The organism is Natronosalvus sp. KLKA75 (assembly GCF_059736265.1).
The window spans coordinates 79213-101782 of the sequence record NZ_JCAQIC010000002.1 but is presented as its reverse complement, the minus strand read 5'-3'; the positions used below and the strand labels follow the sequence as shown (position 1 = coordinate 101782).

At 55.7% G+C, this 22570-nt stretch carries 16 protein-coding genes and 3 pseudogenes; 10 read left to right on the top strand and 9 right to left on the bottom strand.

Translation table 11 applies throughout. From position 1 onward, the window contains the following. Positions 1–503: 503 nt before the first annotated feature. Positions 504–704: a hypothetical protein gene (locus AC6I65_RS12395; RefSeq protein WP_497903343.1), complete on the bottom strand. Its 201-nt coding sequence runs from the start codon at positions 702–704 to the stop codon at positions 504–506. Between the two features lie 317 nt (positions 705–1021). Then, positions 1022–1581: pseudogene (locus tag AC6I65_RS12390) on the bottom strand (hypothetical protein). Between the two features lie 218 nt (positions 1582–1799). Between AC6I65_RS12390 and AC6I65_RS12385 the strand changes: the two are divergent. The 3 genes from AC6I65_RS12385 to AC6I65_RS12375 all read left to right on the top strand — a co-directional run bounded on the left by AC6I65_RS12385 (position 1800) and on the right by AC6I65_RS12375 (position 3178). Next, complete coding sequence (locus tag AC6I65_RS12385) at positions 1800–2063, top strand: hypothetical protein (RefSeq protein ID WP_497903342.1); 264 nt, start codon at positions 1800–1802, stop codon at positions 2061–2063. Between the two features lie 119 nt (positions 2064–2182). After that, entirely contained in the window at positions 2183–2686 is a 504-nt protein-coding gene (locus AC6I65_RS12380; protein WP_497903355.1) for an MOSC domain-containing protein, read from the top strand. Between the two features lie 99 nt (positions 2687–2785). Beyond that, positions 2786–3178, top strand: coding sequence for a MaoC/PaaZ C-terminal domain-containing protein (locus AC6I65_RS12375; protein ID WP_497903341.1), 393 nt, complete (start codon positions 2786–2788; stop codon positions 3176–3178). A 17-nt stretch (positions 3179–3195) separates the two neighbouring features. On the opposite strand, the gene AC6I65_RS12370 is transcribed toward AC6I65_RS12375, so the two are convergent. From AC6I65_RS12370 to AC6I65_RS12355, 4 genes and pseudogenes are all read right to left on the bottom strand, one after another. After that, positions 3196–3630, bottom strand: coding sequence for a toxin-antitoxin system TumE family protein (locus AC6I65_RS12370; RefSeq protein WP_497903340.1), 435 nt, complete (start codon positions 3628–3630; stop codon positions 3196–3198). 8 nt (positions 3631–3638) lie between these two features. Further along, positions 3639–4172, bottom strand: a complete 534-nt coding sequence (locus AC6I65_RS12365) for a DUF7342 family protein (RefSeq protein WP_497903339.1) — start codon at positions 4170–4172, stop codon at positions 3639–3641. 657 nt (positions 4173–4829) lie between these two features. Then, complete coding sequence (locus AC6I65_RS12360) at positions 4830–6473, bottom strand: restriction endonuclease (RefSeq protein WP_497903338.1); 1644 nt, start codon at positions 6471–6473, stop codon at positions 4830–4832. Positions 6474–6746: 273 nt separating this feature from the next. Continuing rightward, positions 6747–7059 (bottom strand): annotated as a pseudogene (locus tag AC6I65_RS12355) (hypothetical protein); the annotation flags it as partial. Positions 7060–7303: 244 nt separating this feature from the next. Between AC6I65_RS12355 and AC6I65_RS12350 the strand changes: the two are divergent. Next, positions 7304–7624 carry a hypothetical protein gene (locus AC6I65_RS12350; RefSeq protein ID WP_497903337.1) on the top strand — a complete coding sequence of 107 codons (321 nt, stop codon included), beginning with the start codon at positions 7304–7306 and terminating at the stop codon, positions 7622–7624. A gap of 31 nt (positions 7625–7655) precedes the next feature. On the opposite strand, the gene AC6I65_RS12345 is transcribed toward AC6I65_RS12350, so the two are convergent. Further along, positions 7656–8165 carry a hypothetical protein gene (locus AC6I65_RS12345; protein ID WP_497903336.1) on the bottom strand — a complete coding sequence of 170 codons (510 nt, stop codon included), beginning with the start codon at positions 8163–8165 and terminating at the stop codon, positions 7656–7658. A gap of 627 nt (positions 8166–8792) precedes the next feature. On the opposite strand from AC6I65_RS12345, the gene AC6I65_RS12340 reads away from it, so the two are divergent. The 5 genes and pseudogenes from AC6I65_RS12340 to AC6I65_RS12320 all read left to right on the top strand — a co-directional run bounded on the left by AC6I65_RS12340 (position 8793) and on the right by AC6I65_RS12320 (position 16732). Continuing rightward, positions 8793–8918 carry a hypothetical protein gene (locus AC6I65_RS12340; protein ID WP_497903335.1) on the top strand — a complete coding sequence of 42 codons (126 nt, stop codon included), beginning with the start codon at positions 8793–8795 and terminating at the stop codon, positions 8916–8918. A gap of 86 nt (positions 8919–9004) precedes the next feature. Next, positions 9005–10624: pseudogene (locus AC6I65_RS12335) on the top strand (PD-(D/E)XK nuclease family protein); the annotation flags it as partial. Further along, entirely contained in the window at positions 10617–13496 is a 2880-nt protein-coding gene (locus tag AC6I65_RS12330; protein WP_497903334.1) for a UvrD-helicase domain-containing protein, read from the top strand. The pseudogene AC6I65_RS12335 and the gene AC6I65_RS12330, both read left to right, overlap by 8 nt. A 149-nt stretch (positions 13497–13645) precedes the next feature. Next, positions 13646–16135, top strand: coding sequence for a UvrD-helicase domain-containing protein (locus AC6I65_RS12325; RefSeq protein WP_497903333.1), 2490 nt, complete (start codon positions 13646–13648; stop codon positions 16133–16135). Between the two features lie 39 nt (positions 16136–16174). Beyond that, complete coding sequence (locus tag AC6I65_RS12320) at positions 16175–16732, top strand: hypothetical protein (protein ID WP_497903332.1); 558 nt, start codon at positions 16175–16177, stop codon at positions 16730–16732. A 43-nt stretch (positions 16733–16775) separates the two neighbouring features. Here AC6I65_RS12320 and AC6I65_RS12315 read toward each other — a convergent pair whose 3' ends face one another. Further along, positions 16776–17252, bottom strand: a complete 477-nt coding sequence (locus tag AC6I65_RS12315; RefSeq protein WP_497903331.1) for an ArsR family transcriptional regulator — start codon at positions 17250–17252, stop codon at positions 16776–16778. A gap of 67 nt (positions 17253–17319) precedes the next feature. Here AC6I65_RS12315 and AC6I65_RS12310 point away from each other — a divergent pair, with 67 nt between their 5' ends. Continuing rightward, positions 17320–17442, top strand: a complete 123-nt coding sequence (locus AC6I65_RS12310; protein ID WP_497903354.1) for a DUF8170 family protein — start codon at positions 17320–17322, stop codon at positions 17440–17442. 134 nt (positions 17443–17576) lie between these two features. On the opposite strand, the gene AC6I65_RS12305 is transcribed toward AC6I65_RS12310, so the two are convergent. Then, the gene (locus AC6I65_RS12305) at positions 17577–22499 is read right to left on the bottom strand and encodes a PDDEXK-like endonuclease domain-containing protein (RefSeq protein ID WP_497903330.1); all 4923 of its coding nucleotides are present in this window, start codon (positions 22497–22499) and stop codon (positions 17577–17579) included. Positions 22500–22570: the final 71 nt, after the last annotated feature.

Genomic DNA, 22570 nt, shown 5'->3' with positions numbered 1-22570 from the left:
TGATGATTCAAATGAAATGACACAGAGAGCCTTTGAGGTCTTCCCCGTCCAATAAAACCGAACTTTACATCTTTATTACATCTATCAGCGACGGTTAGACTTCCAATTTTTGTGTCTGTCTTTATTTGGTGAACCATTCGGGAACTTTTATGAGACATACCAAGAGGATGCTCATACAATTAGCTTAAACCCATGGCCATGGGTTGGAATCCGGGCGACGCCCGACCTCCTTAGATGGAGATTTGGCGTCTTGATTATCCGAATCCCATTAGTTAACTGAGTACGGTAAATATGAATCTTCGTGAATTTTCTCGGACTCTTCGAGTGATATGCGCCTGTATTCAACACGCAGTTGTTGCTAGGGCTGAAGGATTTCAACAAAACCGAAAGACAGGAATCTTCCTCCACCGAGCGGCTGCGCTGAGTACCGTGTTTAGCCGTCGCCATCTCGACACTCAGTTCGGTCGAACGCAGGGACGTCCTGTGGGCCAGGCTTCTTGGCGTCATCGATCGAGTAACTCGACGTCGGGCTTCGCCCCGGCTAACCCATCGACCGCTTTCGCCCGCTCGAGTTCGCGGCGTTCTCGCTGGGCCTGTCGTTCGAGGGCAGCTGCCCGCCGACGACGAACGGAGAATCGATCGTCGTCGACGTCGTCGTCTTCGATCGTGAAGCGCTTGCCTCGATGGTCGATTTGCTCGAGCATCAGTACGCGTCCTCCCGAACTGCGTCTCGCGCGGCCGCCTGCAGATGCTCGTAGCGGACTTCACAGCGGTCCGAACAGAACCGGCCAGCGTATCCGGCCCGATCGCGGGTGCGTCTCGTACAGGTTGGTACTCGACACTCGGTACACCTGGTCATCTGGCGATCCCTCGCTTCAGGAGCCCTATCGTTGCAGCGTCTGGCGACGCTGGTGCTACGTTGTTTGCTCGCATGGATTGCTGCGGTGGCCTTCAGTCGAGCCCCCGCACCCCTCCCGGGGCCGATAAACTATCTCGAGCGGACGACCTGGCCACCTCTCAGTCACCGGTTGAACGTCCCATCCGGGGCGGGGGAGATCCCAATCCGAATCTCGAGATCGACGCGTCTGAGGTGTTTACAGCCACAGGCGGGCTGGCGTTGTTCACAATCCGGACAGGTGCACGTCTCCGCCTCGACATCGACCGTGTATGTGTTCCCGCTCTCGCTGACGACCTCGTAGGTTGGGCACACGCTGGCGAAGCGGACGTCCATATCCTCGCTCAGTGCTCGACGGGTTCGTGGTTCGTCGATCGAGTAGCCGCCTGCCTCGAGTGGAGTCGGTGGCTGTGGATCCGCACAGGGCTGGTGAATTCGTTGCGACGGTTTCGTTCTTGCCCACATTTTCTGCAGCGCCAGTAGCGTGTGCGGTATTCGGACCCCTCTGTGAGGTCGATCTCGTATGGAGAAGGTTCGGCGCCGGGAAGCCACTCGTCGATGGCGACGAGCTCGTGTCCGTTAAGACGGGCAACGTCGCCTGGGTAGCTGCGATCTCGGTCACTCGTCTTCGTCTGGGATTGGTCGTCTCGATGCGATTCGCTCGGGAGTGGCTGATCTGTACTCATCAGTGATCTCGAGGCACACGTGGTCGCGCCTCACCCTTCAGGCGCGAAAAACGAGTTCCGGGCGGGTGATCGATAGGGAGAGCAAGGCTGACTGGAATGAAAGTCACTCATTCGAAAGCGCTCTTTGAGTCGGTTAGTTTCCCCCACGAATCTGCTCTACTCCCCCAAGGAGGTATTCTTAAACGACTCGATACGAAAGAGACGGGCACGAAGACGAGATGAACGACAGCACCGATCCACGACCGCCACTGTCGGAGTGGATTCTTGATGCGTACGACGTCCTTTGTACGCACAGTCTCAATTCGGACGATCAGGAAGACGTACAGTCGGTCCCTCGAGAGCGAGCACTCGAGATCCTTCTCAGAACCGATGAACTGACCCTTGAACCTGAAGACGCGAACTACGCGCTCACCCGGCTACTCGAGCGAGGCTACTTCTACGAGGTCGACGATGAACTCCGTGTGACGGCGCCGGAAAACTGACATTGATAGTTGCGGTCTGAGACGTATTGTCCACGACACGTGCGGACATACCGCTGAGTCATCTGGCCGACAATACCTACACCCTGGCGTTTATCTTTCTATCGAACAGCATAGCACGTATGACCGGAAGTGGAACTGTCGAACGGATCTTTATTGCACCGAAAGCCGAAGCGGAGATGGAAGAACAGACCGATATTGAAGCGGTCGCCGGGAGAGGGCTCCGAGGAGATCGTTATTTTAGCGAGATTGAGACAGGGACCTTCGTCGAATGGGAATCAGATGAAGAACGTCACGAGGGGTACGACCTCACGTTGATCGAGCAGGAGGCCGTTACAGCGATCGAACGTGAAGCGGGAATCGAACTCGCCCCGGGAGAACACCGTCGGAACATCGAAACTCGTGATGTCGCGCTCAACCATCTCGTTGGACAACGCTTCCGAGTCGGTGAGGCAATCTGTCGAGGGGATCGTCTGTGTGAACCGTGTACCCACCTTCAGCGCATCACACAAGACGGCGTACTGCAGGCACTCACTCACCGAGGAGGGCTACGGACTGATATTCTCGAAGGTGGAACGATTCGCCCCGAAGACGTCATCGAACCGCTCGAATTAGATCATCAATAGCGCTGGTTCAGATGTTCTTCGCTAGAACCTAGCCGACTTTTGGATGTCCCGTACCGCAGAATTATACTGGTTTGCTGGAATAGGAAATGTAGAGTATTCATGCCCGGACCATATTCACCAGAAGAAGGCGAGGTTCACACCTACGAGCGGACGTTTACGAAAGCGGATGTCCACCAATTTGGTGAGGTCTCAGGAGATCAGCAAGCGATCCACACCGAACCTGACGAAGCAGGCCGCTTAGTCGTCCAGGGGTTACTCACCGCTACCCTCCCGACGAAAATCGGTGGGGATCTGAGCTATATCGCGAAGACGATGGAATTCGACTTCCTCCAACCAGTGTATACCGGGGACACAATCCGGTGTGAATTGACAACCGAAACAGTCGAAGAACGCGACGATCGCTATTCGCTCTCGAATTCTGTCGTGTGCACCAATGAGAACGATGAAACGGTGATGGAGGCACACATCGACGGTCTCATCTGGAAAGACTAGGATCCCAACGGCGCTTCTTACTTGTCCCACAGCTCCGCAATCCAGTCTTCGATCTCGTCGAGGACAAGCGCAACTACGTCGCGATAATCGGCTGGCCACGCGGCGTCCTCGCCGGCCGTCGGGGCGGTCGGTGGAGGATGAAAGTGGTCTCGCGTATTACGGGGGTTCGGGTGGCGGTCCCACCGGCACTCCCAGGCGCTCTCGGGATGCACCGCTCGATAGTGGATTTTGAAGTCGTCGTTCGTGTACCAGCGGACAGTCAGGGTCGTCTCGTTGACGGTCGCTGGATAGTACGGCGATGCGAACGAGACGTGAAGTTCGAGATGGCCGCTGGCGTCTGTGATGGTCGCCTGTTCGACTTGGTTCGTGGCCTGGAGACGTGTCTGTAGAAACTCGAGGATTGGACGGTCGATAGGAGCAGGGCTGTCTCCATCGCCTGCTGGCGGCACCATCGCTGGTCTTACCCGGAGGCTTGTTCGCCGTCGGCGCCGGCACGTTGCTGGCGGGCGCGTTCGTAGCGCTCGCGCTCCTCGCGGGCGGTCGACCAGTCGGCGAGGTCGCTGTACACGTCGTCGATGGTCCGCTCGTCACTCGTCTCCGCCACGGCGACGGCGTCGACTGCGGCCGGTGACGCGGCGTCGTACGTCGCCTCGTAGTCGGTGATGCGCGTCGTCAGCTCACGAACGCGTTCCTGCAGGTCCTCGACGGAGTGGTCTGCGGCGAGCTGGTTGATGCGTCGCCACTCGAAGTACGCGTCGTTGCGCTCGTAGGTGGCCGGATGGCCATCATGCCGGGTGACGATCCCCAGATCGTCGAACCACCCCAGATACTTCCGGGCCGTCTTGGGATCACAGTTGGCGGTGTCGGCGATCGCACTCGCTGTCGTTGGCTCACGGGTTTGGAGGATGGTGCCGTAGATGCGCTGTTCAACGTCGTCGCCGAGAAACGCGTCCTCGAAGGGTGGTGGGCCGTCGGGGGCGTGTGTCTCTGACATACCTGGATTTGCATGGTTACGGATATAGTTCTTGCTTCGAGGAATAGTTTCCCGCACAATTGGCCTAAGGATGGTTTCAGCATCGAAGGAAAGGAGTATCATGTTAACCAACAATCTCCAAATTCGTGAACTGTTGTTGGTTAATTAGGTGCGACAGAAGCAAGCCTTTTGCTCAGAAGTCCTATGAAAATATGAGACCCGCCCTAATCATCAAATTCGGGACAGCGATACTCCAGATAATTCCCAATTCCGGACCCCCGATCACCTCCAATGAGGAAACTGCGCTCGGTAACTTGAAGCAGTATTTCGACACAACAGAGGATGGCAACCTCTTACACAAGGGGACGCTATCGATTATCTTACGGATCAGGGTATCGAACGTGTTGATACGCGAACGCACGTCGAGCAGTTGCCTCTGAAAGGCTATCTCTATGAAGTCGATGACGAAGTGCGATTGCCATCGCGTCCCTTAACTCAGTGTGTATCTCCATTTACTGCAGTGCTTCTGCAAGTCTCATTTATAAAACCATGTCGCCGACTCAGAGGGTGAATCAGCTATCGGCAATTCCATGAATGAGAGTTGAAACAGTCGGTAGATAGGTATACAACTCATCCATCTCGACAACTACGCACAGATTGATGGACGGCCGAGTAGGGCTAAATACTATCCCTACAATTCAATTCATTTCTGATATACCTAGCTGCAGGCTCAAGATCAGATATATAAGTCCTCATTCCGAGGAATTCATATGTCTCTCCATCAACAGTATTGAACTGGAGATTAGGTATGGAAGACTCTGATGAAGCAGTAACATCCAAAACCCGTTCATATTTGATGCTTCGTTTCTCATCGTGATCGTCCACGCCCGCTATATGCAGAACCCTCTGGTTGGTGATTAGTAAGAAGCAGGAGCCACCTTGTAATGCATCGTGATAGGGGGTTTCTTCTGTTCCATCAGAAAAAACGATTTTGAACCCCCTCCTCGGAAGTTTGAACACGAATTCAAGCTTCTCAGTATCATCAATATGTCCAATTAAATCATTGTCGAATAATCCGCTATTCCCAGTGAGAAGCCCCGTACTGAATGAACCAGTTGCATCCTCAGCGGCTTTGGGTACCTTCAGGTGTTCCTCAAACGAATCAAGTTTGGAGGAAATCTCAGATTCAAGTTCTGAAAGAGAAAAGTCCTCAGGGGGCCCCCGGTGATTCTCAATGACTGCGTCGTCGTATTCTGAAACCAATCCCTGATAAATTTCTAATGTCTCATGTAGGTCTTCAAGCTCATTCTTTGCTTGTTCATACTCCAAATGACCTTCCTCAACTTTTCCAGTTCGTCGTATTTGGTCGCCCACTTCGATATGATCTCTAATATCATTCATATATTGACAGACCTCAGTTACTAGTAAGTCCAGACCTTTTATTCGTTCAGCAATTCGGAAAGCTTCCTGGGAATGATTATTAATTCTCTCTGTAATCAGGGTTAGTTCTGCAGTAAACGTCTCAGTAGGGGTTAGGTGAGCGATAGTGGTATTATCAATATAAGTAAGTCCGGCATCGTACCGGACAATGCTCTGTTTCAATTCTTCTCGTTGTCGATTTACTTCTTCATACTCATCTACTGCGTCGAAGTATCGCTCTTTGTAGAACGCTTCCTCAGCACTGTCGAGTTTGGACTGGAGGACCTGGAGATTATTGGCGATCTCTCTTCGAAGTATTATGAGGCTTGGGAGAAGCTTTGGGACATCATAGGGGTGCGTGTCCTCATCAAACTCAGTTATCGATTGAGAGTTCCCCACCGCATCCGCATTTCGCAGTGGCGTATTAGTGGTGACGCCCTCAACGTCGGTTAGGGCAGTTCCGTTCCGGTTGGATTCCGGGTCAATATATGACTGGGCGAGTTGAAACGCATCGAGCGCGTCAATAAGGTTATAGAGTTGAGAGCCGTCGATGAGTTTCACATTGAGCCTCTTTGCCACCTCCTTTGCACCATCGGTGAATCGACCGGTAGTCACTACGACTACCGTGTCTACGTCAGTTTGTTCTTGTCGGATGCTTGCATACTGCTGTATATCCGGTCTTCCGACCGAATTCGACGGCCTGTATCGCTTGACCTGAATTACTTGTTTCTTCGGGAACGGTGTTGACTGTTCGGCAATAACATCAACCCCGCCGTCATTCGCACCTTTTGTGACATACGTATCCCAGTTTTGCAACTCCCAAAGTTCTCCGACAAACTGCTCAAACTTGTAGGAATCAATGTCCTGGAGTTGCTCAAGGAATTCATTCTGTGAAAATTCCATACTACTCGTATATACCTATATGTCATAATAAGCCACCGCTCGACATCTGTGAGTTCAGGCTCTTACCGGTCCATCTCACTTCTGTTGAATATACGCCCTATCTCTTGCAGAGATTCGATGTACTACCGAGCTAGTGTTAGAAGGAGCGTGCAAGATCCAGAGGATAGATGCAGTACGGTGTCGTCGAACTATTTGATCGGGAGGGGCGGCTGTATCGCTGGCAAACTGAGGAGGATCTCGTCGACGAGACTGGCGAGTTACCGTGAGCTTGGTTCAGCGTAGTCTCGTTAACCAACGATTCGGAGACTGAGTCCGTCGTTGTTGGTTACTATGGGTACTCCTTCGACTGGGGAGCCGACCATCAGACTGGAGGATACGTCTTGCTTGATCTCATGATCCACTCGACGCAAATGCTTGCAGCCACTCTCAGGTTTCGCTATTGCCAGTCGAAACAAGTACACGACTCCCCGATGACGTCTACTTTGTATCGGTCCCCTGACACCGACTGCACCTCGCAGCAACCATCTTTTGAGAACAACGAGACGTCCATCGCTTCGTTGACGGCGCGTTCGGTACGTGGCTTGACGCCAACCACGATGATCTGGAGTGGATTCACCTAGTCTGGCGGTGGCGGTGTGGGCACAAGGTTGAAGCTATAATATCGTGGGCGTGGTGCTACCCTCTCCATGTTCACAGCGAAACCCTGGATGCGAGAAACCTCGAGACCAAGACCAAATTGTAACGACAACGGCCGTCCGGCGATATCGCTGTTATTGGACAGACCTGCCCGACCACAACGAAGGTCATCGTCGGTGGCGAGGTGGTGAATAATGGAGATCAACCGTGCCGAACTCCATTATCAGAACACCGCCGATAAACGTGTGAAGGACTGCCTTGATCGATTTGAGGATGCCTCCACATTTTGCGAGGGCATTAGCTCGGACACGGAGATTGTCCACTCGTTACCGATCGAGGAGGTTCTCGAGGCGCTCGTCGCAGCGGAAATGGACCTCAATGGTGGGCTCATCTACGGGCCACGCGACCCCGAGGCCTGCGGGAATTGCGGGGAAGTCGTTTCCCAAGACGAGATGTACTTCATGCCCGACGGGTCGATCGTTGCATGTACCTACTGTGTTGACCAGATTGAGTAGGTACACCACGATTTCGAACGCTAGCCGCGTCTCAGATGCTCCGCATCACGTCTGCTTTTTTCTTGTCGTAAGGGCTGTAGTACTTCCCATTCCCGGACTTTCGACGTTGGGACGTTGTGCCGCTTGAGGAGTCGTCATCGCCCCCCGAGTCATCGGTGCCGTGGTCGTCCCCTTCGTCTGTCTCACTATCGTAGTTGACGCCCCATTGCCAGTCGTAGAAGTTACTGAAGTAACGAATCTCAGATCGTAGCGCCTCCACTTTGTTCGTATCTTGCGGGGAGTAGTCGCCCGTGATCTCCGACCCGATAACCACCTTGATTGCCAGCTCGATGTCGCCCATCCAGTGAATCATCATCCCCTCGAGGCTCAGTCGAGATGCATCGCGGGGCTTGTCTAGTGCGTCGACGACCGCCCATCTGAATTTCGATGGATGCGCCTTCAGCCGAATTCGGTTGCAGATGAAGTTGATCTCGTCTTCGGTCAGGTTGTTGTTCTGCTGTTCAAGAATGTTCTCGATCGCTTTGATAGTGTTGTCACTCATGATTTGATCTACCTCGATTATCGAATCGGCCCACTCCGGGCCTCGCTGTTAGAAATCCGACGTCACGGCGGGGAGATGACTCTCCCTTAACAATCCCTCTAGTCTAGCTTCTAGAAGACTAGTATCTAGACTTGCAGCTAGTACTAGGCTGATTGAGCTAGTAGTAATACTAACAACTGTGCTGAAATACGATTTTTGTAGGAGTATGGCTTGGGTCGAGCGTAAGCGAGGCCCAAGCCTTACCCTACAAAAATCGTTGGCGGTAAGGAAGGAGGAGACTCTAGAGGTGGATGGTTATTAAGCTAGTGGTCTAGTCTAGAAGGGGAATTGTTAAGGGGGATGAAATGACCGGTCTCGCCGACCGGGACTGATGAGTGCTTCGCGATAGCCCCTCATCACACATGACATCGACACACCGGATGTGTGAGTTCTCGGGCGTTCGTAGGGCCGCACAGGGACTCCGGCGCGATCCACGACACCTTATCGTGTTTCAACAGTCGACCTTCACACGGCGAACTGAGGCGCTTGAGGCGGTCGGCCTCGTGAACAGGTCGCGGTTAGAGAGTTCTATCGTCGTCGGTGGGGGAAGAACATTCGATAAGCTTCCGCGGCCTCGTGCACATGTCGATGGTCTCGTGCAGTCGAGTTCGGGTCGCAGCAGCACTCCTCGCGGACTCCGCACACCACTCCAAGATGTACGATGGAGACGACGGGCTCCTCGGGATTCTCAAATATCTCGGCATCGACGAGTGAGACGACGGCCAGTGACAATCTTGTACCAGACAGAGATAGTGTTGCGCGCAGTTTCAGAACGGTTGGCCGAGGGAGCGAATGAGTTACAACTCGAGGTGCTCGGAATCGCGACCGACGCAGTCACCAGACAGGGCATCGATCGGCTCGAATTCTACCTCCAGAGCTACGAAGTCCCCGTCGACCGCGAGCATAAAGGGGTTCTCCTGGCCGACGCAAAATCCGCGGCCTACGTGGACCGCCCCGTCGTATTCTATCTCGGCCTCGACGAAACGTGGACTCACTCGCCACCTCGTCGCCCGTGGGTCGACCGTGACGCCGAATTCACTCGGAACCTGACGCAGTTTCAGCTTCTCCTCCAGAACGGCACCGAACAGTATTATCTCGTTCAGGATACCATCGGTGGCTCGCCCGCGACGCCGTGTCTCTACTTCGAGGATCTCCTCGAGGACGACTTCGAACGCTTCAGCGATCTCGCCTCAGTGACTCACGGACGGACCTTCGGTGTGACCCGAGACGGGTTCGAGAAGGAATCACTCGACGTCTCAACGACGCAGATCGACACCGTCAGCCAGTCCAGTCTGAGTACGTACGTCAACAGCCCCCGTGATTACCTCTTCAGCCGGCTCGTCGACGGCCCTGATAAGGACTACTTCAAAGAGGGGAATCTCTTCCACGACTTCGCCGAGTTCTACGTCAACCATCCCGACCTGATCGACGAGGAGACCATCGAAGACCTAGTGGACGTGATGCTCGAGGAGGCGGCATCGTTCGTACGGCGCGTCGACCGTCCAACGCGCCGTACCAAGTACCGGATCGGACTCGCAACCATCGTCGAGCTACTCGACGAACGCACTCCGGAGGGTGACGACCTCCTCACACCGAACAGCGGGTGGGGGCAGAATTTCTTCGCGGACCACTTTGGTAGAGAAGTCGACTCCCCGTTCACGGAGCGCTGGTTCGAGAACGAAGATCTCGGACTGAAGGGTAAGATCGACCTCGTCCACGGCCCGACTCACCTCCTCGACTACAAGAGTGGGCGTCGGAAACGGGCGTCCCGCGTCGTCAAGAACTCCGCGCTCGATCCGCCGAACGATACGCCGAACTTCCAGGCACTTCTCTATCTCGCTCACCGCCGTAGCGAGCGTCCGGGCGAGCGCCTGCAGTTCACGTTCTTCCACTTTCTCGAGACGCTCGACGACGTCGTCGCCGGTGAGGCGGACTTAGACGAGACACTGACCACTATCGAGTATCACCCGACCCCGTTCGAGGAGCACGCCCGGTCACGGGCCACGTTCGAAGCGCTTCGCGATGACGGGGCGAAGAACTGCCAGAAGACGCTCTCGAAGATCGAGTACGCTGATTACCAGTCCGCGTTCGAGACGGCCCCGCTACCGGCGACACGCGACAGTGACGAACTCATCGACTCCGAGTTCGGGCAGGCGATGCAAACCCGACTGCAGGAGTGTGTCGGCGAGTACAAATACGTCTCGTCGGGCTGTAAACAGCTGCTTCGCCAGCTGGCACGAGTTCGGAGTCAGAACTACTTCGAAGAGGATCTCGACGCCTTCGAGACGTTCGTCACCGAGCGTATAACTGAACTGAATCAGCGACGGGCTGGCGAAGAACGCTTCCCTGTGAACGGGCTCGCCGGTGAACCGAACTACCGTCGCGTGGACAACCGCGACCTCCTTCTCGACCATGACTGAACCGAATACACGACAGCAGGACCTCATCGACAGCACCGACGGTTTATACCTCGTCGACGCTGGCGCGGGAACGGGCAAGACGTTCACCATCACGCGCCGCTATGCGAACATCGTCGACGAAGACGACGTCGCCCCCGAGGACGTGCTGCTGGTGACGTTCACGAACAACGCTGCAACCGAGATGAAGGATCGGATCGTCGGCCACTGCGAGTACGGGATGCGGGATCTCGCGGACGCGCCGATCCAGACGTTTCACGCGCTCTGTCACGATCTCCTCCAGGAGCACGGCTACGACGCTCCGACGCACCTCGGGCTCGACGACCGCATCACGGGCTCGACACGCATCGTCGAGAACGACCTCGTCGAGGAAGCCCTGTTCGGGGAGTTCGTCGACCGGTTCAGCGACGACCATCCCGAGTACGATGACTACTTCCGTATCGTCTCGAATCCGACTGAACTCCTCGGTCTCATCTCACAACTCGCCTCGAAGGGCGTGTTCCCGACAGCCGACGGCTGGTATCGGAACGGCGAACGGTATCTCGATGGGGATTTCGAGGCGTTCAAATCGCTGTTCGACGAGGTAAATGAGCCACAGAATGGCGGCAGCAAGCAGTCACGCCTTCGCTCGAAGCTCAACAGCTATGGGAAGAACAAATGCTACCTGCCAGATGCCCCCGAGAAGACCGAGATTCGCGGACAGGGCACGAAGAGCGTTCCCGATGCTGTCGCTCGGTTGGTGTTCGACGCTGACCGCGAGGGACTCGAGGCATTCGTCCACGACGTCTACTACGAGTACCTCGAATTCGCGCTCGGCCGGAACTACCTCAACTTCGGATTCCTCCAGCTGTTCGCGTTCGTTCTGCTCTGTGAGGACCACGCGCTTCGTGAGTCCATTGCGTTCGACTACGCGATGGTCGACGAGTTCCAGGACTCCAGCGAGATCCAGTTCAAGCTGACGCTGCTACTCGCGGGCACGAACAACCTCTGTGTCGTCGGCGACTGGAAGCAGAGTATCTACGGCTTCCAGTACGCCGAAGTCGAGAACATCACTGCCTTCGAGGACCGCCTCAATCGGTTCGTCGACGAACTGAACGCCGACCACGAACGGGTCACCTTCGACACCCGGCCGATTCACACCATCGAACTCGTCGAGAACTATCGCTCCACCCAGGAGATCCTCGACTTCTCGGAGCACGGGCTACTCGTCCCGGCGGCGAACCGGGACGACGTCGATGTCGAGACTGTCCGCGACCGAATCGTCTCACTCTTGACCAACGCCGAGCACGAGAACACCCAGATCGAAGCGATCGCGAGCCCGGAGGAACACGAGTCGGTGGTCGCGAAGATCCAGGAGATCGTCGACAACGACGCCTACCAGGTTGAGGCCGATGACGGGTCGCTCCGGACACCCGAGTATCGAGACGTCGCTGTTCTCACGCGAACACGAGAGTTCGGCCGCGATCTGCTGCAGACCGCTGAGGAGTACGGACTGCCGATGGCGTACGAGGGTGGGATCGAGCTGTTCCGCACGCCTCAGGCGAAACTCCTGCTCGCGTGGCTCCGCATCCTCGAATCCGACGCCGACCGCGGCTGGGCGGTCGTCCTCGAGGAAGCAGGCTACACACTCGACGAGATCGAGCACGTCCTGGAGACCGAAGCGTATCCAGAGAACATGCGCTCGTTCCGTGAGCAGCTGGCAGAACTGGAAACACTCGGCGGGGTGGCAGAACGCGTCTTCTCGCGATACGGGTACGACGGTGCCACGGCCGACGTCGTCCTCCACACGATTCAGTCAGTACACACCGCGACGACGCTGACCCGGGGAGACCTCGTCCGGTTCATCGAGCGCGGCATCGAAGCCGGGAGCACCCACGACGTCCACGCGAACGCCGGTGCGAACTCGGTGACGGTCCAGACGATTCACGCAGCGAAGGGGCTCGAACATCCGATCGTCGTACTCGCGAACATGAACAGCGGGCGATTCCCGCCATCGGGGGGAGGGAGTGGAACGATCACGTTTCAGGATCCGGTCGGACTCCGACAGCGGAAACGCTACGCCGATGCTGATGGCCTCCCCCACGTGTACGATGACTGGCGGACTGACGTCCTCCGTCGGTGTCTCCCTCGAGAGTACGACGAAGAGCGCCGACTGCTCTACGTGGCGATTACGCGCGCTGAGAGCCACGTGATACTCTCGGCCGGGGAGGATCCGAACACGTTCCTCGAGGAACTCCCGGTCGAGATCGAAGCGTGGGACACCGAACCCGAGACAGATACTATCGACGAAACCGAGCAGACAGAGTTGTTGATTACGGTACCGACACCAGAGGGACCAATCGGACACTCACCGCATTCACTGATGCGTGAAGACGTCTTCGAGGACGTCGATGATGGTATGGGGAAGGCGTTCGGCACCGACGTCCACGACTTCACGGAAGCGTACGCGCGAGGCGAGGAAGTCGAACTGGAACCTGACGACCCCGGATGGGACGACAAACAGCACGTCGTATCGTTCCTCGACGGGCTGTCAGGTGACCTGCTCGTCGAGGAAGACGCCTATCTCCCACTCGATGTCGACGGGACTCGCGTGATGATCTCCGGGATCATCGACCTCGTCCACGTTCGGCCTGACCGCGTCGAAGTGGTCGATTACAAGACTGATCGTGGTCGACACGCGGAAGCCGAGTATCGAAAACAACTCAGTGTCTACTATCACGTGCTCCGGGAGCTGTATCCTGAGCGTGAGATATCGGCGTCGATCTTCTACACTGCCGACGGCGTCCGTGAAGAGATTGACCCTCTCTCACGAGACGCTCTGACCGATATCGTGAAGGCTGTTTCTGGCTCGGGATCCGCTCCGACCGTTCAGTAACAGTTTTCTACTCAAGTCAGAGCGCAGTTCCGGCTATTGTTTGTATCATAGGACTACTCGTCGGTTAGAAAGAGGACGCTACGCCATGCCCGAAAAGTCAGTAATGTAATATAGTAGGAATGCAAACCAGATCAAAGAACTATCTAGGTATGACATCTGAAGTTGGTTTTCCTCCACACGATATTCGACGACAAGGGGATTTCAGCCGAGTGGTTGGTTTGTTAGCCGGCATTACGGTCATCATCCCAATCAGTGGGGTATTTTTCGGTTCCACATTCCCACACACGATCAAAGTCGTTGGACTCGCACTCGGGGTTGCATTTACCGCTGGTACAGTTCTCTTGACCGGAGTCATCGTCTATCAGGATACGAACTCCATTATAGCGAAGACGGACTGGAAAACAAAACCTGGTCGCTGGGGTGTTCTCTCGGCGGTCGTGCCTCTCGTTGGGCCAGTACTATATCTGCGTAAGCGAAATCGCGCAGTTACTGGAGCTCGACAGCGGCAGTTCTACGAACGCTGTGTAGAATACGACCAGAAGCTCTCGGGCCTCGAGGCACGAATGCAGCCGTATTTTGATATCGCATCCTATCTCACGTATCACGCGCACAAAGACCTAAAGAGTACCCACGAAAGGCTCGTCGAAGACCACCAGCAGATCGCGGAAACAACTGCCAACACGCAAGGGATCGACACGAATGGTCGATTAGACGAATTCGAATCTCGGCTCGAGGAGATACAGGACGTTTTGGCCAACCGTCAGACCTACAATGACAATTTTGTCGACAAGGAACTGATTCGACGACAAGCGTTTTTCTCTGACATCGGTGCGAAGGGCTACTCGCTGAATCGGCGTCAGCAGGAAGCGGTTGTTCGAAATGACACGTACAACCGGGTTATCGCGGGTGCCGGAACGGGAAAGACGCTTGTGCTCACCACTCGCGTGGCGTATCTCATCAAGCATCGGGGCGTTCCGCCTGAGGAGATACTCGTTGCGACGTTCACGGGGAACGCCACCAAGGAGATGGAACAGCGCCTCCAGCGGGATTTTGATATTTCCGGTGTCGAAGTCACGACACTGCACTCGTTTGGCTATAACGTCCTCGAGCAGACTCAAGAAGACCGCCCTGACGTCTTTAATGGAAGCGACCGGGAGCATTTTGTCCGAGACGCGGTCGACCGTGGGATGAAACAAGTTCCTGATCAGTTCTACGACCATCTCACCTGGTTTCTATTGTATCGCGACGTCCCGCCTATTGAGGAAACGGACTTCGAGACGCGAGAAGAGTACGTCGAAACACTTCGACAGAAATCCTATGAGACGCTCCGTGGCGAGAAGGTTAAATCTCGTGCGGAGAAGGTCATCGCTGATTTTCTCCACATTCACCAGGTCGATTATCGATACGAGCAGCGGGTTGAACCGATCAATGCTCAATTACGGTCCGACGATCGCCAGCCTTCGTTCGAACTAGACGAAAGTCGAAGTGACGATACAGACAAAGATGCCTATCGACCGGACTTTTACATCCCGGCAGCGGATCTCTATCTCGAACATTTCGGTATCGACGAGGCAGGAGAGGTTGCGGACTATTTTGAGACGACGACAGATGAATACGTCGAGAAAATCCACTGGGCTCGCGATCAGTTCGCGGAGATCGATGCGACGCTCGTTGAGACCTATCAATTCGAATTCGACGTCGGACGGCTCCGAAAAGCGTTGGAACATCGGCTCACACATCACGGCGTGTCCCTGAACCGGATGTCGTACACGGAACTCGTTGACGAGACCTATGAGATGCACGAGCAGGCCATTCCCGTATGGCAACAGTTGAGCCGCTTTATCGAACTCGCCCGAACGTTCCTAATTCCGCCCTCAGAGATACCCTCTCGGTTATCGATGTCCCGGCCAGCTCAGTATCACTTCGGGATGTGTGGTGGCCTACTTCTATACATGTACGAACAGAGGTTGACCAACACCCGGAGTGTTGATTTCCCCGGTATGATTCACGATGCGACGCAAGCCTACGAAGAGAAGTCGAGGCTCGCACCACAGTTCGAGCACGTCCTCGTCGACGAATTCCAGGATATTGGACAGGACCAACTCCATCTCGTCGAAGCTCTGTCCGGGCCGGACGACGCTCGGCTCTTCGCAGTTGGCGACGACTGGCAGAGTATCTACTCATTCCAGGGGGCCATCGTTAACCTCTTCGTCGACTTCGAGGAGCACTTTGGTCCAGCCGCGACTTCGACCCTCGAAATCAATTATCGGTCCCCATCACAGCTTGTCAGCGCCGGTGCTTCACTCGTCCAGCACAATGACAATCAACTGGAAAAGGCGATTAGTGCCGATTCAGATGTCGAGGCCTCGGTCGTGAAGCATTTGTTAGGTGGCTATACCGAGCGAGATCACATCGAGTATACAGCCAAACTTGCGGTCCACCTCGTCACTTCCTACCTTGAAAATGGATGCGACCCCGACGATATTATGGTCCTGTGTCGCTACGATAATGCGGTCCCCTATCTCGATGCTGTCCGTCGACGGCTCCTAGAACACGGAATTCCGTTTACAAATGCTAGAGGTTCACGATCCAATGACGAAGAAGATGAGAATGCCGTTATTGTAAAGTCGGTCCATTAGGTCAAGGGACAGGAAGCAGACCACGTAATAGTCACACACGTGTCCGAAGATGGGCTAGGATTCCCGGCTACTGACCGGGATTCGAACCTCATGGAGCCTGTACAGGAAGTAGAAATGAACACGATGGCAGAAGAGCGCCGACTGTTCTACGTCGCAATTTCGCGCTCAATCCGGACCCTGGATATCATTACGAAGACGGATAGTGAGTCACGTTTTATCGACGAAATCAACAAATACGTCGATCAAGCAGTTGATGCAAGTAATCTGGTTAACCTTGACGCCGAGAGTGATATCAACGAAGTTAACGCGAAAGTTGCCAAGCTGTGGGATGAGACGCATCCAACAATACATCAAGCCGGTATTTTGGAAGATCAGACGGACTCCATACGATTCGTCTCTTGGGCCAACGCGGAACCCCCGACGCTGGATGAAGACGTGTGGTATCGCCTCAAGGGGATTCATGTGAACGAATACAAGGGCGAACCACAGGTCCAAATCAAGCGATGGACAAAAATATCGGAGATTTTGCCGGAGGACGCCCGTATGAGCATTGAGGACCTTCATCAGCACCTTTCAGAAGTTAACACTCCCGCATAATTACACCAAGACTAACTGATTGGTGAACAGACTCGGTCGTCCGTTATATTGCGTCAAGTGTCTCGGGCTCGGGCTCATCAAACTCGAGGGCTTCAGTGACGGCCTCGGGAAGGTCTGGTCGCGGTGCGGCCTCGTGGCGCCGTACCCGTTCAGATTTTTGCGTCTCTTCGTAGACCGCCCTTGCGATCGGGACACCCCGCAGGAAATTGTGCTCGTAGAGGATCTCGATACCGCGTTCGGTCGGCCCCCAGAACTTCGAAGGAAGATTCCGTGTCGACGCGTTCGGTTCGTGCACGTAGACGTCGAGGATACCAGTGTCTCGCAGTGTCTCGAGTTGGTCGAGGATGGCGGCCTCGTTCTTCGGAATCATGTAGTCGAGCTCAGCCAGCGACACGAGATGGGCCGGGTGGCCGAGGATCAACTGGATGATGAGGTGCCGAGTTTCCTGTGAGAGCAGCTCACGCATCCGTTGCTGCTCTGCAAAGGAATCCTCGAACCCCTCCGGAGCCGTATCGCTCATATCTCGAGGTAGCACTCTCGACTGCATAATGACTTGGGTCAAATGAATCAATGGAATCGGTGTTTGACTGAACGACTTCCGTCTCTTCGAGCTTCACGGACGATGCTACCCGTGGACGACGGAGGAGGAGTTACTCGACGCAACAGACGAGCTTCCGGGGTCGCCCAGACCGGATTGGGAACGACAGTAGGAATTCACTTCAGAGCCAGTGAGCTGATTCCGGCCATTTCCCAGAACCTACGTGCTCCAGATAGACTCAGACCACCACACTGGACGAACTCACTCATCGCCTCCCTACGTCGACAGCGGTTACCTGATGGCACGTCATCTGCGTGGAGTGAGAACGTCGTCGATGTCTATCTCGACCGCAGACACGTGATCGTCGGATTGACGCATTGCCCCGGACCGCTCGAGCAGGGAGATAGCCGAATCGACCTGCTCTTTGATCCGTTTGCCCGTTCGAGAGTAACCGAACAGCCTCGCTGTCTCCAAGACGAGATCCGATCGCGTCATCGATCCACCTTCGTCCAGGATGATGTATGCTGCCTTCGCAATTTCCTGTGGCGGGATCTGATCGATTTTCCGGCTCGCGTGACCTGTATTCGTTCGAACGTACACTGTATCCGTACCAGTCGGCCAGAGGAACCCAGTTTTGAGGCGGAGATTGTCTCTGTGCTGTTCGCGACGGCGGTACCGTTCTAATCGACTCCGGATGTTCTTGCCCAGTCGCGAGACGTCCCATCCAGCGACAACTATCCGATACGCGTTCTCCTCTTCTATCGGTCCATATCGTTCGACAACTTCAGTCAAGTCGTTACAGACGTGCCGTCTACTTGCCTCGTCGAACTCTCCCCAGTGTGAGGAGACTGCATCTGGCTCCTCGTAGTCAATTATCTCGTCCTGATAGCCACCAAGCTCTGCACTCGACATTGGCTCGGGGACTACAGGTTCGACCGCTTCGCTATGGGCTGATTCCGTAACGCCTCCATCAGCTCGACTCGGTGTCTCTGCAAATTCCAGCAACGTCTCGACCTTCTCGTCGATTGCGTCCAGCTGTCCGTTTCGATTCGCCGTCCAGTCCGGTGACCATATCCGATGGATTTCCCATCCGAGGTCTTCGAGGACGGCCTGACGAGTCCGGTCACGGTCCCGAGCGGTCTTCGAGGAGTGATAGGCAGCCCCGTCACACTCGATCCCCAGTATATATTTTCCTGGGTGGTTGGGGTGTTTGAGTCCCAAGTCGATGCTGTACCCCGCGCTCTGGACCTGGGTCTCGACGTCGTATCCCCGGGCACGCAAGGCGTCACAGACGGCTTCCTCGAATCCAGAGTCGAAGTGGTCGACCCCTGTCGACGACGTCTCCTTTCGGAGCGCACTCTCACCAACCTCCGCGTACTCGAGGTAGTGCTTGAAGTCCTCGACACCGCGGCTGTTGGACTTCGTGAGATCGATATCGGAGTGTCGGATCGAGGAGACTACCGTGATTTGGTCGCGAGCCCGTGTCACGGCGACGTTCAGTCGACGTTCCCCACCGCTGTTGTTGAGTGGGCCGAAGTTCATCGTGATCCGGCCTTCGCTATCGGGCCCGTAGCCGATACTGAAGACGAGTCGGTCGCGCTCGTCACCCTGAACGTTCTCCAAACTTTTGACGAAGAATCCCTCCAGTGCATCGTCGGCGTCGATGAAGCTCGCGACCGCTGGCGAACTGTCGCGACGTCGCTCGAGTTCGTCGCGGATCGCTTGCGACTGTGCCTGACTGAAAGCGACTACGCCGAGGCTATCGCTGGGTCGTTCTTCGACGTGTGTCTCGACGAGGTCGACGACACGTCTGGCCTCCGGCTCGTTCGTGCTCGATCCGCCACGGTCGTAGAGGCCATCTTCGACGTACTCGAAGTCGACACCGAGTTCCTCGTCGTCACCAGCGTTCTCGGGGAACGTTTTCAATCGGTTGTCGTAGTACTTCTGGTTGGAGAAATCGATCAGCCGGTTCGTGTTACTCCGGTAGTGCCAGAGCAGGCGTTTTTCGGGGAGAACTGACGCCGCCTCGTCGAGCACGCTTTCGAGATCCTCCACAATGCCGTCGGCGCTGTCGACGCCGGCGTTGAAAAACGAGGTCGGCGGGAGCTGTTTCGTGTCCCCGGCAATGATCGTCTGGTTGGCCCGGATGAGGCTACTGACCGCATCTTGTGGCATGATCTGCGATGCCTCGTCGAAAATGACGGCGTCGAACCCGATGGTTCCGTGCTCGATGTACTGCGCAACCGAGAGCGGACTCATCATGAGACACGGCTTGAGCGTGCTGATCAACGACGGAGCGTTACGGAAGAGCGTCCGAAGCGGCTTGTGTCGTTGACTCTTGTTCATCTCCCTGCGGAGGAATACCTGCTCGGAACTCTTTGCGTGCTCCAGTTCGATCTGTGGATACTGCTTCGTTACCTCGTGTTGGATTGCGACCTTGGCGTACTCTTGCTGTTGCTTATCGAGAGTGCGGAAACGCGAGAGCTGGCCTTTGATTTCGGTCGCGCTGAACGATCCCAGGTCAGTGCGGTCGTAAACAGCGTTCAACCACGCAGTGAAGAAGGCCTTCTCGAAGCCCGCTGGGAGGACATCGGCGTCGTGCTTGCCGCCGAGGAACTGTTCGAGATAGGTGGCGACTGCAGGACCCGACCCACGAGCCTCATCGAGACGCTGTGAGAACTCGACCCATCGCTTGAGTTCGTCGATCGAATCACCGAGCGTGACGAGGCGGTCTTTCAGTGCTGTGAACGGAGCCTGGTCGAGGGACGCTCCCTGGATGCTGAATTCGTCGACGTCGATGATAGCTTCGAGCTTCTGTCTGGTCGTAGACAGCGCGTCTATCCCTTCAGTTGCTCCGGTACGGACGGGCGAGCCAGGTTCATCGAACCGACCCCTGGTGATCGCCTCTTCGATGTGATCCGTATCGAAGCCGTCCAGGGCACGGAACGCGTCGACCCACTCGTAGACCTCCCAGACGAGATCCCAGTCTGTCTCTGCCCCTTCGTAGAGGAACCCAAGCTGGGTACGGATGGCGTCGTACTCCGAGCGCTCCGCTTCCAGAGTTTCGAGCTCCATCAGGGTACGTGCGTCCTCGAGGAGGTCCTCGTACCCTGGATCGTACTCGTCTTTCGTGTGGTCGAGCAGTCGTCCACGCAACGAGCGGTACGAGGGTCGAACGATCTTGAAGAATCCATACCCCGATAGCTCTGCGTAGAGTTTGTCGCCATCTTCTGCGAAGAAGCTCTGCTCGTAGTTGGCCGCGAGCTGTTGGCGAAGCTCGAGGATTTCTGTTTCGTGCTCCTGGAACCGTTCCAGGCGTGATTCTCGAGCGTAGAACGATTGTTCGAAGAACCGTCCCTCCAGAGTAATGTCTGGCAAGTCATCGAGGAGCCTGACCAGCTCGGCCGCTTGTTCGAACTCGCTCACTGTCGTGACCGAGACGTTTAGAAAATCAGCCACGGTGGACGACGCTTCCTGTACCACCTCGAGAGACGTCACGGCGACCTCGAGATCTCGTTCGACAGTCTCGGCAGTATCGATTCGCCAAGAGTCGATCGCCGTCGATCTCCAGGGGTGGTTCGTGTAGTTCGTCACCTCGTATTCGTACTCGGACAGGCGCTGAAGGACGTCGAGCATCTCGTCGACGTCTGTATCGTCGTACTCGAGGGGAGCCTCGAGATCGAGCGAGAACGAAGGTGCATCCGGGTGCTGTGCGACACGGCCCATCGCGTCGTAGACGGTCGTCTCTCCGCCTCCCGGGCGGGTAAAGAGGAGATCACCGTACTGGTTCAACTCACGTCGAACCGACGCCAGGTTGGACGTGACGTCGTCACGGTCAGATGGATACCGAATGGGGTTCGACCGAAGCTCCGATGCGAGACTTTGGAGGACCGCTTCTTTGTTCGCCTTCTCACCGTGGGCTTCCAAACAAAATCGGCCGAGACCGATGTCGTCCAGTCGGCTCTTCACGACGTCCAGTGCCGCCTGTTTCTCACTCACGAAGAGTACGGTCTCCCCTGCGGCCAGCTTTTCAGCGATGATGTTCGAGATCGTCTGGCTCTTCCCAGTCCCGGGTGGCCCTTGCAAGACGAAATCGACTCCCCGTTTGGCTGCCTCGATCGCCTCCTGTTGGCTCGAGTCAGCTTCGAGGACCTGGAAGACGTTTTTGGGTGGAACCGCTTCGTCGAGTTCCTCAGCCCGTGGGGATTCCGGTGGATCGCGGAGTGCTGACGGATCTCCGTTGATTGCCTTGATTAACGGATGTGCTTTGACGGCCTCACGATTCTTCTCGAGATCCTCGTAGAGCGTGTACTTCGTGAAGTCGAAGATACCGAGCAGGACCTCGCCGTCGATTCGCCACCGGTCGAAGCCCGAAATCGCCTCGTCGACGAGTTTGACCGACGCGGCGAGATGTTCGAGCGAGTACGCCTCGTCCGACGGAAGCGCCAACCCGCGTTCGTGTTCGAGCTTTTTTCGAAGCGCCGGGTTCAGCTTGAGCTCGAAATCAGCGACCGAGAGTTCGTAGTCGTGTCGCTCAGAATCGTTCGACGTCTCTCGTTCCAAGTCCACTGAGAGGAGAAAGAGTGGAGAACGGAGCGGTTCGTCGCTGTGTTCGACTTCGAACCATCGGAGCGTACAGAAGCTGATGAACAGAGCGTTGACACCCTTCTCTTCCATCGCCCGTTTCTGTTTCAGGCGAAGGTTCTGGAGTGAACGGGCCGTGCTCTCTTCGGACCGTGTCGACGCGATTTCGTTTGACTGGATCTCACTCTCGTCCGGTGGAGCTCCACCGTGATCACTGTGAGCGGATTTCCGGATGTAGAGTGGCTTCTCCGCCATCAGTGTCTCTGCGATCGCGAGCGCATCAGCTCTGTATAGTGGAAGGGACTTCGTTTTCGTCGGGGAAAAATCGACGAGCTTGTTCCGCTTCGTGAGGTCCAGTAGCTGTTCTTTCCAGCTATCGATTCGTCGGTCGAGTGCGTCAGCTCCCGTGGACTGTTCGGTGGTCTGTGATGGCTCCAGATCTGCTGCAGAGAGATCGAGGGCTTTGGTCGATGCCCCCTCCCAAAAACGCTCTGCTGGCCGGTCTAGGTTTACCACTGAGTCCCGACCCGTGTTATTGCTGGTGCCGTCGGTCGGTTCCTGCGTATTGACTTCCCCGTCAGCATCGTTGGTATCGCTCGAGCTAGTGCATTCGTTGCATACCTGGCCTGCTTCTCCGTCTTGCATCCACTGCGGTAACGTTCGTCCACAATCTGTACACGAAAATGTCGCAGACTCACTCATTGCTACTGTCTGTT

Bases quoted from the DNA above. Each gene is read 5' to 3' on its own strand.
- AC6I65_RS12395 (WP_497903343.1), bottom strand. From the start codon at position 704: ATGCTCGAGCAAATCGACCATCGAGGCAAGCGCTTCACGATCGAAGAC.
- AC6I65_RS12385 (WP_497903342.1), top strand. From the start codon at position 1,800: ATGAACGACAGCACCGATCCACGACCGCCACTGTCGGAGTGGATTCTT.
- AC6I65_RS12380 (WP_497903355.1), top strand. From the start codon at position 2,183: ATGACCGGAAGTGGAACTGTCGAACGGATCTTTATTGCACCGAAAGCC.
- AC6I65_RS12375 (WP_497903341.1), top strand. From the start codon at position 2,786: ATGCCCGGACCATATTCACCAGAAGAAGGCGAGGTTCACACCTACGAG.
- AC6I65_RS12370 (WP_497903340.1), bottom strand. From the start codon at position 3,630: ATGGTGCCGCCAGCAGGCGATGGAGACAGCCCTGCTCCTATCGACCGT.
- AC6I65_RS12365 (WP_497903339.1), bottom strand. From the start codon at position 4,172: ATGTCAGAGACACACGCCCCCGACGGCCCACCACCCTTCGAGGACGCG.
- AC6I65_RS12360 (WP_497903338.1), bottom strand. From the start codon at position 6,473: ATGGAATTTTCACAGAATGAATTCCTTGAGCAACTCCAGGACATTGAT.
- AC6I65_RS12350 (WP_497903337.1), top strand. From the start codon at position 7,304: ATGGAGATCAACCGTGCCGAACTCCATTATCAGAACACCGCCGATAAA.
- AC6I65_RS12345 (WP_497903336.1), bottom strand. From the start codon at position 8,165: ATGAGTGACAACACTATCAAAGCGATCGAGAACATTCTTGAACAGCAG.
- AC6I65_RS12340 (WP_497903335.1), top strand. From the start codon at position 8,793: ATGGTCTCGTGCAGTCGAGTTCGGGTCGCAGCAGCACTCCTCGCGGAC.
- AC6I65_RS12330 (WP_497903334.1), top strand. From the start codon at position 10,617: ATGACTGAACCGAATACACGACAGCAGGACCTCATCGACAGCACCGAC.
- AC6I65_RS12325 (WP_497903333.1), top strand. From the start codon at position 13,646: ATGACATCTGAAGTTGGTTTTCCTCCACACGATATTCGACGACAAGGG.
- AC6I65_RS12315 (WP_497903331.1), bottom strand. From the start codon at position 17,252: ATGAGCGATACGGCTCCGGAGGGGTTCGAGGATTCCTTTGCAGAGCAG.
- AC6I65_RS12305 (WP_497903330.1), bottom strand. From the start codon at position 22,499: ATGCAAGACGGAGAAGCAGGCCAGGTATGCAACGAATGCACTAGCTCG.